The sequence below is a fragment of the Marinobacter sp. BSs20148 genome (assembly GCF_000283275.1).
Lineage (GTDB): Bacteria > Pseudomonadota > Gammaproteobacteria > Pseudomonadales > Oleiphilaceae > Marinobacter > Marinobacter psychrophilus.
In genome coordinates, this window is sequence record NC_018268.1 from 317,222 (window position 1) to 331,136 (window position 13,915).

The following is a 13,915-nucleotide window of genomic DNA, read 5'->3' on the forward strand; positions in this document are numbered from 1 at the left end:
GCAATCAGCAGTGGTTACGGTGTCCAATTCCAACGTACTTAAGGTGCATTTTGTGCGCCAAAACCAGTGATAAGGACATGTTGAATGCCGACCGCCATGAATTCTCTGACCGCTCGTGCTGTGAAAGGAATTAGCTACGGCTTATTGTCGCTGCTGTTATTCAGCGCGACGGCGACAGCTGTAGGTGCAGAGAAACTGTACATTTTTACTGAAAAATACCCGCCTTATAACGACACCTTTTCTGGCAAAGCGGTTGCCCATAATGAAGAAGACATCACCGGTATTTGCACGGACATGGTTAAAGCTGCACTGGCTCGGGTTGATTATGATTACATGATGAAAATGCGGGCCTGGAGTTACGCGTACAACTGGGTTCAGGGCCGAAAAAATCACGCGTTATTTTGTACTGCCAAAACCGAAGAGCGCGCCAGTCAGTTCCAGTGGGTGGGCCCGCTGGCTTCCATTCAGTGGACCTTGTTCGCGGCTCCGGATTCTGACATTACTTTGAATTCGCTGAACGACGCCAAAGACCTGCAGATTGCCGGTTACAAAGGGGATGTGATGTCGGATTATTTAACCGCCAAAGGCTTTAACGTGATTATGGCAGCCTCGGGTGAGGTTAATACCCGCCGCTTGGTGCTGGGCCAGGCCGACCTTTGGGTAACGGACGGCTTGGTGGGCCCACTGGTGGCCAAGAAAGAATTTGGCGTTAGCGGCTTGAAGCCGGTTCTTACGTTCCGTGAAACACCCATGTACCTGGCGTTCAGCAATGAAACCGACCCGGCCATTGTGGCAGACCTGCAGCAAGCGCTGGACGAAGCCCGCGCCGCGGGTGAACTGGAGCGTATTGTACAGCGTTACCAGTAAACGGCAGGATACCCGGCTAAGCTTTACCTGCGGCTATCCTTTGCTATATGCGCGTTGCGACAACAATCCTATTTACGATAACCGAAGCACTGGTTGTTCTGCCTGGAAAACTATAGCAAGCTTTGTATTAGTTTTTTTCTTCACAGGGCTGGGCAATGAACGTTTTTTTCAATGCATTGGTGCCGGTTGTTCTGCTAATCACCCTCGGGCACCTTTTCCGCCGCTGGAATTTTCCCGGGCCTGAGTTCTGGCCCCAGGCAGAACGCTTTACCTATTACGTTCTGTTTCCCGCCATGCTCGTGTACAAGTTGGGGCAGGCGCATGTGGCGCCGTCGGTTTACGCCGATGTTGCCGTACTGGTTGGTGCAACGCTGGTATCCATGACTCTGATACTGGCCATTATCCAGCGCTTCTGGCGCTGGAGTGGCCCGGTGTTTTCGTCGGTTTTTCAAGGCGCCACCCGCTTCAATTCCTACGTCGCACTGGCGGCGGGGGGAATGCTGCTGGGCGATGAGGGCCTGGCGCTGACAGCCATCGTCGTGGCTATTATGGTGCCCATGCTGAATCTGCTGTGCATCGTTATGTTTTCGCTGACGACTGCGGGCCAGCGGATACAGCTTCTGCCGGTGCTACGGATGATCATTACCAATCCATTGATTGTCGGATCGCTGCTGGGTATTGCCTGGAGTTACTTCGAGCTGGGCTTTCACCCGCTGTTGGCCGGCACTCTGGGGCCACTGAGCAGCCTGGCTTTACCTATGGGCTTGATGACGGTGGGTGCTGGCCTGCAACTGAACGTGTTACGCGGCGCTTCGATGCCGTTTGTGATGTCGTCAATTCTTAAGCTGCTGGTGATGCCTATGATTGCTGCCGGCATCGGCTATTTTTTAGGCTTCGAGCTCTTGCTGGTGCAGGTCATGATTCTGCTGGCGGCTTTGCCAACAGCCACCTCGGCTTATATTCTTGCGCGTCAGCTAGGCGGCGATGCACCGCTGATGGCGGGTATCATTAGCGGGCAAACCCTGTTGGCCGTGTTGTCTATCCCGCTGGTTCTTAATTTCCTCTGGTAGGATGGAGTGGTTTACTTGACGCTGACGATGATGGCTAATATCGGTGCGTTTTTTGCGTTTTAATAATCTTTTTAGGGGGCGCGAAGCAATGAATACAAACGCAGGCAGTGGTTACACCTTGGTGGATTTTTCTGTGACCTCACCCGCGCCTGAGTGGTACGCCGTAAATGACGGTGTGATGGGCGGCGAATCCCGCGGTGGACCAGAAATTGTGGATGGCCAGCTGGTTTTTTCCGGACAGATATCGCTGGAGAACAACGGTGGTTTTTCGTCGGTGAAAAGCAGCGGCCACGAGTTTGATGTGAGCGCCTTTCACACCCTGCGACTGCGGGTGAAAGGCGATGGTCGCAGTTACCAGCTCAGGCTATACACCGACGCCCGTTATGGCCATTCCCCTATTGCTTATACCGCCGAGTTCCCGACACTCGCAGGCGAGTGGACAGAGTCGGTTATAGTGATTTCCCAGCTGAGTCCGCGTTTTCGTGGCCGCGCGCTTTCCGGCCCACCTCTGGATGTTGAACATGTAGAAGCCATTGGCTTGCTACTGGGCGACAAGCGCGCTGGTGAATTCGAGTTGCGGGTAGAGTGGATCAGGGCGGAATAAGCCCGCCCACGCTATTGTGTGGGTGCCATACGGTAAAGCTTGCCTTGGCGGGCATCGCTCAGCAGCCACAAAGCGCCATCAGGGCCAAACCGGACATCGCGAATGCGCTCGTTCAGATCAAGCAGCAAGTCTTCCTCCGCAATCACTTTGTCATTTTCGTTTGTCCCTAGTCGTACCAGTTTGCGCAGTTTCAATGCGCCCACAAACACATCACCCTGCCATTGTGGAAACAGCTCGCCGCTGTAAAGCGCCATACCTGACGGTGCGATGGACGGATCCCAATAGTGCAACGGCTGGGCCATGCCTTCTTTATGGGTATCCGAAGTGATCGGTAGCCCCGAATAACCGATGCCGTAGGTGATTTCCGGCCAGCCGTAATTAGTGCCGGCGTAAAGGATATTCACTTCATCGCCGCCGCGGGGGCCGTGTTCGTGAGTCCAGATTTCGCCGGTCTGTGGGTGAACGGTCATACCCTGAATATTGCGGTTGCCCCAAGTGTAGAACGTGTCACGGATAGCGGAGCTTCCCAAACCCGGATTGCCCGGTGCAGGTTCGCCGTCGATGGTAATGCGGTGCACACCGCCAGCGTCATCGCGGGTGTCTTGAGCGCGATCTTTTTCACCGCGATCGCCCACGGCGATGTAAAGATAGCCGCTGCTGTCAAAAGCCATGCGCCCGCCAAAGTGGCGTGTGCCGTTCGAACGGGGCAAGGCTTCGAAGATGACCTTAAGGGTTTTGAGTTCGTTGTTATCCAGCACAGCGCGGGCCACCCGGGTGGTCATCCCCTCTGACGAGTCATGAGCGTAGCTAAGAAACAGGGTGTTGTTGCTGGCAAAGTCCGGGTGCAGTATGACGTCAAATAACCCGCCCTGGCCGGCTGCGGCCACCTCGGGCACACCATGAATAGCCTTAGTCGCCAGCGAGCTGTTCTGGATTATTCGTAATCTTCCGGGCCGCTCGGTGACCAGGGCTGAGCCGTCTGGCAAAAACGCCAGGCTCCAAGGATGCTCCAGCCCCTCTGCGATGGTTTCAAGCTGAAAGGGGCCTGCGTCAGACGGGAAGGTCTGGCTGAACGCCAGCGGCAGAACCCCGACCAGCAAGGCAAAACCGATAACAGCTTGCTGTAAAACCCGCATAAAGATCTCCTGTTTCAATCTTAGACCAGCAACTACCGATTACGTTGCAGCCAGCGGTCCAGTTTGTCTGCAAATTCTTTGCGGTCGCTCTGGCCGAAGGGCGCCGGGCCGCCGGTAACCTGGCCTGCGTTGCGCATTTCTTCCATAAAATTACGCATCGCCAGGCGTTGGCGAATATTCTCTTTTGTAAATGCCTGGCCTCTGGGGTTGAACACATCTGCCCCCTTTTCAATGGCTTCTGCGGCCAGGGGGATATCTTGTGTGATTACTAGGTCCCCAGCTTTGAGCTGATCCATAATTTCATTGTCTGCCACGTCAAACCCCTGCATCACTTGGCGGGTGTGAATAAACGGACCCGGTGGCAATGGAACAACGTGGTTGGCAATAAACGTGGCATGTACCTTCCAGCGCGCTGCCGCGCGGCAGATAATTTCGCGAATGGGCACCGGGCAGGCATCGGCATCAACCCAGATGGACATGGCAGGCTCCTAAGTGTGTGAACGTTATGCGTGAGTGGTTCAGAATCTAGCTTGGCAGATCGACAAATTTATTTTAATCCGGGTCCGATTTATTTGCGGGAAATGGGACACCTTGTTGATATGGACACGATTGTTAACAGTACCACCAGCCCGGGCGTGCGACCTGAAACCAAAACATGCTCGAACCTGAGATTTAATAGTTAAGTACCAGTCCGTTTTCAATAAAATGCTGAATGAACACGTCGAAGGTGCCATCTGGCAATTCTTTGGAGATGGTGAACAGTTCGCCGCTGTCGGCTTTCGGATGAAGGTCTAAATCCAGCGTCGCGTATTTTGGTATACGTTTTTTGTCGGCCGTTCTGACCAGCATAATCCGCGGTTTGCGCCGGTTTTTGGGGTTGCTGGTGAGCACGATGGCGATTTCGCCGGTTTTCAGTTCTACGATGGAGCCGGGCGGGTAAATGCCGATCATCAGGATGAACTCCCTAGCAAGCTCCGAATCAAACTGCGTACCGCGAAATCGGTGAATAGTTTTGAGTGCGCTCATGGATGAACGGGCGCTATCATAAGCCCGGTTGCTGGTGATGGCATCGTAGGTGTCGGCGATGGCTACGATTTTCGCGTTATAGGGGATCTGATGATCCACCAGGCCGCGAGGGTAACCGCGGCCATCCAGACGTTCGTGATGGTTGTAGGCAACATCGATTGTGGCATGAACCACTTTTGGTAGCGCCATTAACATGTCGCGCCCCCAGTTAGCGTGGTTCTGCATTATGCAGTACTCCTGGGGTGTCAGCCCGCCTGACTTTTGAAGAATTTCCAGGGGCACTTTTGTTTTGCCAATGTCGTGTAACAAACCGCACAGTCCGAGCGTACGGATCTCTTCTTCTAGCAACCCTAGGCGCTTGCCAAACGCCGCAGACAGAATCGACACGTTTAGACTGTGCTCTGCGGTGTAGTCATCCTTCTGTTTTAACTTAGTCAGCAACAGCAGGGCATCGTTGTTTCTCAGAATACTGTCAACGCAGTTATTCACCACCTCGCGCGCACGATTGATATCAAGAGTTCGCCCTACTCGCAAGCTGGCCATGATGCCGGCGGCAACGGATTTTGCTTCAGCGTAGTGACGGGTGACTGTGCGAATTTCGGTGTTTACATCCACCTTGTTGATGTAGGTAGCGCGCCTGGTGCTGCGCTGGGCGTTCGGGTGTGATTTTTTTCCTGATTTCTTGGTGGTGCCCGTGTTCCCGGAATCTGTTGAGAACCGTTGGAAATAGGCTGTATCGGGCTTATCTAAAGGGCCTTGAGGAATCTTGTCAAGTTCACGTTTCACCTTACCTTCGATAACGACCTTGCGGCACTGTATCTGGAGGGCGTCGATCTCGTCACGACTTTGAATAACGAATCCCTGAAACAGAAAAGCGGTATCCTCCCAGACGCAATCAAGACGAATAACGTGCATGCCCAGTCGAAGCTCAGAGACGTCAATCTCAAGTTCTACGGTTTCGTCGCGCATCAAAAAAAACCCGTATCCAATGTATTCATATAATTGCACAAGTTGCTTTGTGGCGATAGAACGCAAGGCTGGCAATCATGGGCTCGTTAAAAGTGAGTCGGTTTTACGGCTTACTCTATGTCGCCGTATTAACCGGTAAGAGGTCCGGCAGCTTCTTCAATTCGGCCAAAGGCATGGGTCGGGCAAAAAGGTACCCTTGCAAGATATCGCAGTGCCTGCGGGCCAGGTCTTCCTGCTGCTCCCGTGTCTCTATTCCTTCTGCAACCACGATCATATCCATGTGGTGGGCCATTGTAATTACGCCCTGGACGATGGCGGCAACCCGTTGATCAGTAGCGGTTTTCTCGACAAAACTGCGGTCAAGTTTCACTTTGTGAACGGGTAGGTCCCGAAGATAGCTCAGGCTGGAATAGCCTGTTCCGAAATCATCCAGAGCGACACGCACGCCCAAGGTTTTTAGGGTTTCCATCAGTTCGATAACGGGGGCTGTGCCGTCCAATAAGACGCTTTCGGTCACTTCCAGTTCCAGCAGCTGGGGTGGAGTGCCGGTTTCGTTGAGCACCCGGCGGACGTCGTCAAGAAAGCCGTCACGAATAAATTGTAGCGATGATATGTTGACGGCAACCGGCAGTGCCCGCTCCCGATGGGCATTGAAATCCGCCATTTCTGCGCAGGCCTGCCTGAGAATCCAAAGGCCCAGAGGCACGATCTGGCCAGTTTGTTCGGCCAGTGGAATGAACTCACCGGGGGAGATCATCATCCCGCGGGCCGGGTGATGCCAGCGCACCAACGCTTCTACGCTGCGCATGCGCCCGGTAACGGCGTCCACCAGGGGCTGGTAATAGATTTCAAACTGGTTTTCATTCAGTGCGGCGTGAAGATCATGCCTCAGGTTCACGCTGTTACGACTGTGCTCTATTTTATGACTGCTGTACCACTGCCAGATGTTTCGTCCTTGCCGCTTAGCTCGTTCCAGGGCGAGGCCGGAGAACTCAATCAGTTCTTGGGGTGCGCCCGGATGCGCGCCGTTACAGGCAATTCCGATACTGACGCTGATGTGGACCATCTGGCCATTCACGTCGATCGGCTGTGCAAGGTGTTCCAGGATGCGCTCGGCCAGCTGAATGACGTCGTTCCGGTAGGTGTAGCCGGGTACCAACAGGCCAAACTCATCCCCGTCCAGCCGGGCAACGGTCACCTTGGGCATAATCAGAGCGGTCAGGCGCTGACCAATGGTCATGAGTATTTGGTCGCCTACAGGGTGTCCCAGTTCTTTATTAATGGGCTTGAATCCATCCAGACCCAGGCACATGGCAACTAATGACTCACGCTCACCATCGGCCGCAAGAGCATCACGCAGTGTCTCTTTAAACGAGGCCTCGTTAAGTAAGCCGGTGAGCAGATCATGGGTTGCCTGGAAGGTGATCTTCGCTTCCTGCTGTTTGTGATGGGTAATATCCTGTTGGTGGCCAATGAAGTGAGTGCAAAGACCATCTGTGTCAAACACGGGGCTGACCCTCAGATGGTTCCAAAAAGGCATGCCGTCTTTCCGATAGTTAATCAGCTCAACGTTAATCTCGGTTTGATGGCGCAAACCGCGCTCTATGGCTTCGACGGCTTCCGGTGACGTGTTTTCGCCATGAAGAACGTGCCAGCTATGGCCAACGATCTCGTTGTGGGTATAGCCGGTTATTTCTGAAAACGCCGGGTTGGCATAGACCATTGGCATCTCTGGGTGGCGTGCGTCTGCCATAACGATACCATTGGGACTTGCCTCGATGCCGCGTTTGAGTAAGCGTAGCTCGGCGTCCTGATTTTTGCGGTTGGAAATGTCCCGACAGATACCGTAAACGCCAACGATCTCACCCCGAATGGTAACCGGGAAGTTGGTGATCTCCATAAAGTAGGGGTAGCCAGATGCGTGGGTGGCCATGGTTTCGTAAGTGAGGGCCTCACCGTTTCGGGCTCTGTCGAACGCCGCCTGGGTCCGCGCGCGATAGTCGGGTTCAACGAAAGAATTGAAGTGCCGCCCCGGCACGCTATCGGCTGTGTAACCGGTAACGCGCTCCACCGCCGTACTACAGCTTCGGACGTAGCCGTCCAAATCAAAGGTGTACACACAATCGGGGTGGTTATCGACCAGAGACTGGTGCCACTCGGAGAGAACCAAATGGTCTTCAGCATCTCGGTGGCGAAGAATGGCCAGTGCTGCGAGGGCAGCGCCCCGGGCTAGATTGCGCTGAGCTTCTGTGGTGGGGCTAGCGGGTGCAGGATGGTAGGTGGCGAAAGTGCCCAAGAGCTCATTGTTAGGGGTCAAGATTGGCATAGACCAGCAGGCTTGTACGCCCTCTGCCTCGGCGATGTCGTGGAAACCGTCCCAGCGGGTGTCCTGCTGAATGTTGTCGGTAATAACCAGTTGTTTGGTGAATGCAGCCGTGCCGCAGGTACCCACGTTCTCAGATACTGGAATATCCTGCATGGCTCGAAAATAATCGTCGGAAAACCGGCCGCTGGGCATCAGGCTCAAGCTGTTGGTGTCCGGATGAAAGCGCATGATTGACACTAGCGCGCTGGGTATCATGCTACTGACCCAGTCGGCTATCGCGTCCAGGGTCTGTTCTAGCGGGTGGTGCTGTGCGATCAGTTCATGGATTTTCTGCTGCGCTTCGAGCACAGAAAATTCAATGTCGCTCATAATTCGGCGCTCCACTCAAAGGTAAGACTTCTTTATTAGCGCGTACGATTTATGTCGTCTGGCGTCAAAAAAACGTTAGCCGTTTCAGTATATCTGTCTTCTGCACCAGCTGCCCATAACAGGTTTATTGTTCATCAACGGTAAGCTTGGTCGGGAATACGCAACAATTGGATATAAAATTCGCTACCACCGAACGGGGCATCCCGATAGTCCATCCAGCCGTTGGCTTTAGCGGTGACTTCTTTGGCGGTCACAGTGCCTTCTGAAACAGCTTGGTTCTCTGCCCATACCTTGGCTTCTGCATAATTGCCCGCCTGAGCGATGCCAGTGGTCAGTGCGCCAGAAATAAGGGCGGCCATCAGTACGGTGGTTTGTACATGTTTTTCATTGCGTACTCCTAACGGTTGGTTGTGCCCACCCAGTTGGAACCTGTTCAGGATGTGCCACTGACCGCTACGGGTCGGCAATGGCGATGTTTCAGGAGGCGCTGATTTTTTTCAGGTCGTGTGGGTTACTATGGCTGGCGATGGCCCGACAGGTTCAACGGCGGAATGTCGCCAATTGTGATTGAAGGCAAACGTAGAGTATTGTCTGAAATGAGTTAACGACGGTATTGTCGCCGGTGATTGGTGGGGAAGGTTATGTGTCTTCGTAAGGCTAAGTTGATCACACTTTTTTTGTTCTTTACCGCTGTTTTTGCGCAAGCGGCAGAATCGAAGGAACTGGTGTTCCTTAACTGGCCAAATTATATGGATCCGGAAATTATCGCGGAATTCGAACAGCGCACCGGAATTACCGTAAAGCAAAGTTATTTCGATTCCGACACTGCAAGGGACGAACTTCTGCTCAAGACCGAAGGGAAAGGCTTCGATGTGGCACTCATCAACGGCGCCTCAATCAGAATTTTGGCAAAACGGGGTTGGCTCGAGCGCCTCGATGAGTCGAGTGTCCCTAATCTGAAGCACATTGATCCACGTCGACGCATCGAATTTGAAAAAGCCGAAGACTTCGGCGTGCCCTATTTCTGGGGTACGATTGGCATTGTTTATCGTCGGGACCTAGTTCCCTTCGCGGTTTCAAGCTGGATGGACCTGTTACAGCCGATAGAGGAACTGCACGGTAAAATCAGCATGATTGGCGATAGCGCGGATATGATCGGCGCGGCTCTCAAGGCTCTGGGTTACTCGCTCAACAGCACCAACGAAGATGAGATGAAAGATGCCGAGGCACTGTTAGAAGCACAGGCTCCGGCGGTTAACACCTACCGCTACCTTTCTCTGAACGAAGATTCCGCGCTGTTAAACGGCCAAGTTGTCATGAGCATGATGTACAACGGCGATACCCGGATGTTGCAGGAATATAACGACAATATTGCGTTTGTACTTCCCAAAGAGGGTGGCAATATCTGGACCGATTATCTGAGCGTTCTTAGCGCCTCCCCCCGAAAGGCTGAAGCCAAACGGTTCATCAATTTTCTTAATGAGCCGGAGATTGCCGCGCGGCTTGCGCAGTATGTCTATTATGCGACTCCCAACCTGGCCGCTGAAGCATTGCTACCGGCGGATTTCAGGAATGATCCTGTGATCTACCCGAGTGGCGAGGCGCTGGAAAACTCGGAAGCCTATCGTCGCTTGCCACCTCGAGCTCATAAAAATCGCGCGGCCATTTTCTCGCGGATTGTCTACTGATCGCCGTACCTTCATCTTATTGGCCTGTTATTATGAATAAAAACAAAGCCTGCATCAGCAAATACAAGGTCTTGTGTCTGGCACTTACTTTGATTGTACTCAGCTGTCCGCTGCAGGCGTCAGAGCCAACGGAACTGTTATTCCTTAATTGGTCGGATTATATGGACCCGCAGATTCTGGAGGAGTTCAAACAACGCACCGGCGTTGCGGTGAAACAAACCTTTTTCGAGTCTGACGCCGCGCGGGATGAGCTTTTGCTTGGAACGGGGGGTAGAGGCTTTGATCTGGCCATTATCGACGGTACTGCGATTCGGATTCTGGCAAAACGCGGCTGGCTAGAGCCTATTGATGAAACGGATATTCCCAACCTGGCGCATATCGATCCGCGCTGGCGCACTGTCCACGAGGCGGCGGAATTGTACAGCGTGCCTTACTTCTGGGGAACGCTGGGTATAGCCTACCGCCAAGACCTGGTAGCTTTTCCGGTTACAAGCTGGATGGATTTGTTGCAGCCCGCCGAGGAACTGCATGGCAGGGTGGCGATGATCAGCGGCACCAGAGACCTGATTGGCGTGGCACTGAAGGCATTGGGTTATTCGCTCAACAGCACCGACGTACAAGAGCTAAAGGAAGCCGAGGCGTTACTCCAGGCGCAGGCGCCGGCCGTTAAAACCTACAAAGCCGTTTCCCGGGATGCAAATTCCGCTTTGGTGAATGGCCAGGTCGCCATGAGCATGATGTACAGTTCCTATGCCTCGATGGTCCAGGAACACCATGACGAGATTGCATTTTTTCTCCCGAAGGAAGGCAGTAATATCTGGGTCGATTATATAAGTGTTCTCAGTGGCTCCACCAATAAAGCCGCGGCCAAACAGTTTATCAATTTTCTCAACGAGCCGGAGATCGCTGCGCGGCTGGCGCTGTTCGTCTACTCTGCCACGCCGAATCTGGCCGCCGAAGCATTGCTTCCAGCTGAGTTCAAGAGCGATCCGGTTATCTACCCGAACGATAAGGCGCTGGAAAAGTCGGAAACCAATCAACGCCTGCCTGTCCGGACGCAAAAAATCCGTGCAGAGATTTTTTCGCGCCTCGTTAACTGGACCTGGTACTAGCACATGCGTCTTCACGCCAAGGTACTGTTGGTTGTGGTACCCCTCGCGGTGATTCCGCTGTTGATAATAGGGTGGCTCGCTTATGAACAGCTGCGTTCAACCGCGGTAGAGCGCAGTTCGGTCCAGATGACAACGTTAATGGACCAAATGGCGCGCAATTTCCAGATGCATCAGGACGTTGCCAAAGCGAACGCCAAACTGTTTGCCGATGCCTCGTTGATGCGTGCTTACGCGCTGACGGAAGACGAGGAAGAGCGCTATGTCTTGATGCTGCCTTCGTTGTTAAAGTTGTTTTCCAGCTATTTGCGCGCCTATCCTGATTACACCGAAATCCGCTTCCTGCTACCAGATGGTTATGAAGACGCTCGTACCACTCTGATACCGATACCTAATATCACCGAAGAAGAGGGCGATACTCCGTTCTTTCAACAACTCAGCCGGTTCAAGGGTGATGCATTTGTTCAGGTTTCTACTCCCCCTGACAGCCATACGGTATCGCTACAGGTCGCGCGGCCCGTTCGTCTGATCGACCTGGCTACCCAAGACCCGCTAAACGGCAAGCCGACGCTGCGAGGTTATCTGGTAGTTACCATGGGGCTGGATTTCATGGCGGAGCAGATGGCCAACAGCCGGGCTGGCGAAAAAGCTCATACCCTTATTGTTAATGAAAACGGGGAGATTCTTTTCCATCAGGACCCCTCCCAGCTGGGCCAATATATATCAGTGCCGCTGTTGAAGAAGGCTTTAGAGATAGGGAAAAACGATCAGCTTGTGCCTGCGGTTTATCAAGAAACGGACAGTCTGTTAGCGACCCGGCGTTTGCACGAGGGCTTGCTGCTGATTGGCATACTGCCGAAGGAAGAGCTACTCAAAGAAAGCCAGCGGCTGGGCAATAGTGTTGCCTGGATCGTACTTGGCACCATAGTGCTGTTGATTTTTGCGCTGTTGATTTCCATGAATGTTCTTATGGTTCGCCCATTAAAACAGCTGATGGGCGCCGTTCGCGAGATCGGACGTGGAAACCTGGCACCCACGATTGCGTTATCTACCAGTGACGAGCTGGGCAAGTTGGGGTTGAGTTTTCAGGAAATGGCCGGCAACCTGGAAAAATCACGCGTCAAAGTCGAGCATTTAGCCTATCACGACAGCCTGACCGGTTTGCCCAATCGATTTCGCGCTCACGAGACATTGCGCCACATGATCTCTCTAGCTCACCGCGAGAGCCGCAGGATGGCCGTATTGTTCCTTGATCTGGACAACTTCAAGCGAGTTAACGACACCCTGGGGCACCAAGTGGGCGACCAACTCCTTATGGAAATGGCAATCCGTCTTCAAGTCGTTCTGCGGGCGGAAGATGTTATCCACCAGGAAGTCTCTCAACATACGTCGGATGTGCTCGCTCGCCTTGGCGGCGACGAGTTTGTTGTTTTGCTATCGAACGTTAGCAGTTCCCGGGATGCGGCTAAGGTTGCCTCGCGTATTTTGGATATCATGAAACTGCCGTTTTATTTTAATGACAATGAAATATACAGCGGTTGCAGTATCGGGATTTCGCTGTTCCCCAGTGACGGCAGTGATGTTGATGACCTGATAAAGCGCGCCGATGCCGCCATGTACCAGGCCAAGTCACAGGGGCGGTAACAATTTTCAGTTTTATTCTGCGTCTTACAACCTTGCGGCGCTCGAACACATATCGCTGGAAGGCAGGCTGAGGCGTGCATTAAAAAACAACGAGCTGGTACTTTATTATCAGCCGCTGGTACAGGCCAGAACAGGCAAAATTGTTGGGCTTGAGGCCCTTTTGCGTTGGAATGATCCGCTTGAGGGCATTATTCCGCCCGACAAGTTTATTCCTGTCGCCGAGGAGAGCGGTTTAATCCTACCGCTGGGTGAGTGGGTTCTGCGTGAGGCGGGGCGTCAATTGAGCGTCTGGCAGGCGGCGGGGTTCACCGATGCGTGTGTTTCCGTGAATGTCTCCGCGATACAGTTACAGCGCCAAGACCTAGTCACGATTGTTGACCAGGTATTGAAGGATAACGGGCTGCACCCCTGGCAGCTGGAACTCGAAATTACAGAAACCGCTCTGATGATAATTCGGCCGGAAGTCATCGGCGATTTGAACGCAATGCGCCAAAAAGGTGTCACTATTTCACTGGACGATTTTGGTACCGGTTACTCTTCTTTGAGCCTTTTGCAGGAGTTGCCCATAGGCAAACTCAAAATCGATAAAAGCTTCGTGCGAGACATGCTTGTAGACCCGAAAGATGCAGCCATCGTTTCGGCTGTTCTGTTTATTGCTAAAAGTTTGGGGCTACGGTCAACCGCTGAGGGTGTCGAAACGCCCGAGCAAGCGGCTCGTCTGGCAGAAGAGGGGTGTGATCAGCTCCAGGGCTACCTGCTATGCCGGCCGTTGCCGGTGGCAGAGATGACCGAGTTTTTGAAGAGCAGAAAAACCATTGAACTCCGCGAACAATACTAAAACCGGATTGAAGTGGTTGAGCGCCTAATTTAAATCTCCAAAGTAATTCTGAGCCGATCGGAAGTTTCAATACTGATCTAATTTTAAGCAAAGGGAGGTTAGGTAAACTTTTGTAAAATAATTCTATTCGTGGTTTTGATTAGACAGCAAGGCTGGCATGACGAGCATATTATGGCTAATAAAGTTGATCCACATCAAATAGAAAACCAGGGATACCTGACAGGATTATGTAGTGAAAAGAGACCCATACTGACTTGAAAGTTTGCTTC

The 13,915-nt window shown here is 53.0% G+C and carries 12 protein-coding genes; 7 read left to right on the top strand and 5 right to left on the bottom strand.

What is annotated here, in order from left to right; genetic code table 11:
• The first annotated feature begins 84 nt into the window (after positions 1 to 84).
• From MRBBS_RS01380 to MRBBS_RS01390, 3 genes are all read left to right on the top strand, one after another.
• Positions 85 to 867 (top strand): substrate-binding periplasmic protein, encoded by a 783-nt coding sequence (locus MRBBS_RS01380; protein ID WP_014869623.1) that lies wholly within the window; start codon positions 85 to 87, stop codon positions 865 to 867.
• Positions 868 to 1,022: 155 nt separating this feature from the next.
• Complete coding sequence (locus MRBBS_RS01385) at positions 1,023 to 1,937, top strand: AEC family transporter (protein WP_014869624.1); 915 nt, start codon at positions 1,023 to 1,025, stop codon at positions 1,935 to 1,937.
• An 88-nt stretch (positions 1,938 to 2,025) separates the two neighbouring features.
• On the top strand, positions 2,026 to 2,541 hold the full coding sequence (locus MRBBS_RS01390; protein WP_041635016.1) for a CIA30 family protein: 516 nt from the start codon (positions 2,026 to 2,028) through the stop codon (positions 2,539 to 2,541).
• Positions 2,542 to 2,552: 11 nt separating this feature from the next.
• On the opposite strand, the gene MRBBS_RS01395 is transcribed toward MRBBS_RS01390, so the two are convergent.
• The 5 genes from MRBBS_RS01395 to MRBBS_RS01415 form a co-directional block, all read right to left on the bottom strand.
• Entirely contained in the window at positions 2,553 to 3,677 is a 1,125-nt protein-coding gene (locus MRBBS_RS01395; RefSeq protein ID WP_014869626.1) for a PQQ-dependent sugar dehydrogenase, read from the bottom strand.
• 32 nt (positions 3,678 to 3,709) lie between these two features.
• The gene (locus MRBBS_RS01400; RefSeq protein ID WP_014869627.1) at positions 3,710 to 4,156 is read right to left on the bottom strand and encodes a YaiI/YqxD family protein; all 447 of its coding nucleotides are present in this window, start codon (positions 4,154 to 4,156) and stop codon (positions 3,710 to 3,712) included.
• Between the two features lie 193 nt (positions 4,157 to 4,349).
• Complete coding sequence (locus MRBBS_RS01405; RefSeq protein ID WP_014869628.1) at positions 4,350 to 5,672, bottom strand: HD-GYP domain-containing protein; 1,323 nt, start codon at positions 5,670 to 5,672, stop codon at positions 4,350 to 4,352.
• A 115-nt stretch (positions 5,673 to 5,787) separates the two neighbouring features.
• Complete coding sequence (locus MRBBS_RS01410; protein WP_014869629.1) at positions 5,788 to 8,367, bottom strand: EAL domain-containing protein; 2,580 nt, start codon at positions 8,365 to 8,367, stop codon at positions 5,788 to 5,790.
• Between the two features lie 134 nt (positions 8,368 to 8,501).
• Positions 8,502 to 8,834, bottom strand: a complete 333-nt coding sequence (locus MRBBS_RS01415) for a hypothetical protein (RefSeq protein WP_227497560.1) — start codon at positions 8,832 to 8,834, stop codon at positions 8,502 to 8,504.
• A 282-nt stretch (positions 8,835 to 9,116) separates the two neighbouring features.
• On the opposite strand from MRBBS_RS01415, the gene MRBBS_RS01420 reads away from it, so the two are divergent.
• The 4 genes from MRBBS_RS01420 to MRBBS_RS18580 are packed head-to-tail and all read left to right on the top strand — an operon-like array spanning position 9,117 to position 13,646.
• Positions 9,117 to 10,055, top strand: coding sequence for a spermidine/putrescine ABC transporter substrate-binding protein (locus tag MRBBS_RS01420; RefSeq protein WP_227497561.1), 939 nt, complete (start codon positions 9,117 to 9,119; stop codon positions 10,053 to 10,055).
• Positions 10,056 to 10,087: 32 nt separating this feature from the next.
• On the top strand, positions 10,088 to 11,167 hold the full coding sequence (locus MRBBS_RS01425) for a spermidine/putrescine ABC transporter substrate-binding protein (protein WP_014869632.1): 1,080 nt from the start codon (positions 10,088 to 10,090) through the stop codon (positions 11,165 to 11,167).
• A 3-nt stretch (positions 11,168 to 11,170) separates the two neighbouring features.
• Positions 11,171 to 12,808, top strand: coding sequence for a diguanylate cyclase domain-containing protein (locus MRBBS_RS18575; protein ID WP_014869633.1), 1,638 nt, complete (start codon positions 11,171 to 11,173; stop codon positions 12,806 to 12,808).
• Entirely contained in the window at positions 12,771 to 13,646 is an 876-nt protein-coding gene (locus tag MRBBS_RS18580; RefSeq protein WP_014869634.1) for a putative bifunctional diguanylate cyclase/phosphodiesterase, read from the top strand. Before MRBBS_RS18575 ends, MRBBS_RS18580 begins: the two co-directional genes overlap by 38 nt.
• The last annotated feature ends 269 nt before the right edge of the window (positions 13,647 to 13,915 follow it).

Coding starts and splice junctions, on each gene's coding strand:
- MRBBS_RS01380 (WP_014869623.1), top strand. CDS start 85: ATGCCGACCGCCATGAATTCTCTGACCGCTCGTGCTGTGAAAGGAATT.
- MRBBS_RS01385 (WP_014869624.1), top strand. CDS start 1,023: ATGAACGTTTTTTTCAATGCATTGGTGCCGGTTGTTCTGCTAATCACC.
- MRBBS_RS01390 (WP_041635016.1), top strand. CDS start 2,026: ATGAATACAAACGCAGGCAGTGGTTACACCTTGGTGGATTTTTCTGTG.
- MRBBS_RS01395 (WP_014869626.1), bottom strand. CDS start 3,677: ATGCGGGTTTTACAGCAAGCTGTTATCGGTTTTGCCTTGCTGGTCGGG.
- MRBBS_RS01400 (WP_014869627.1), bottom strand. CDS start 4,156: ATGTCCATCTGGGTTGATGCCGATGCCTGCCCGGTGCCCATTCGCGAA.
- MRBBS_RS01405 (WP_014869628.1), bottom strand. CDS start 5,672: ATGCGCGACGAAACCGTAGAACTTGAGATTGACGTCTCTGAGCTTCGA.
- MRBBS_RS01410 (WP_014869629.1), bottom strand. CDS start 8,367: ATGAGCGACATTGAATTTTCTGTGCTCGAAGCGCAGCAGAAAATCCAT.
- MRBBS_RS01420 (WP_227497561.1), top strand. CDS start 9,117: ATGGATCCGGAAATTATCGCGGAATTCGAACAGCGCACCGGAATTACC.
- MRBBS_RS01425 (WP_014869632.1), top strand. CDS start 10,088: ATGAATAAAAACAAAGCCTGCATCAGCAAATACAAGGTCTTGTGTCTG.
- MRBBS_RS18575 (WP_014869633.1), top strand. CDS start 11,171: ATGCGTCTTCACGCCAAGGTACTGTTGGTTGTGGTACCCCTCGCGGTG.
- MRBBS_RS18580 (WP_014869634.1), top strand. CDS start 12,771: ATGCCGCCATGTACCAGGCCAAGTCACAGGGGCGGTAACAATTTTCAG.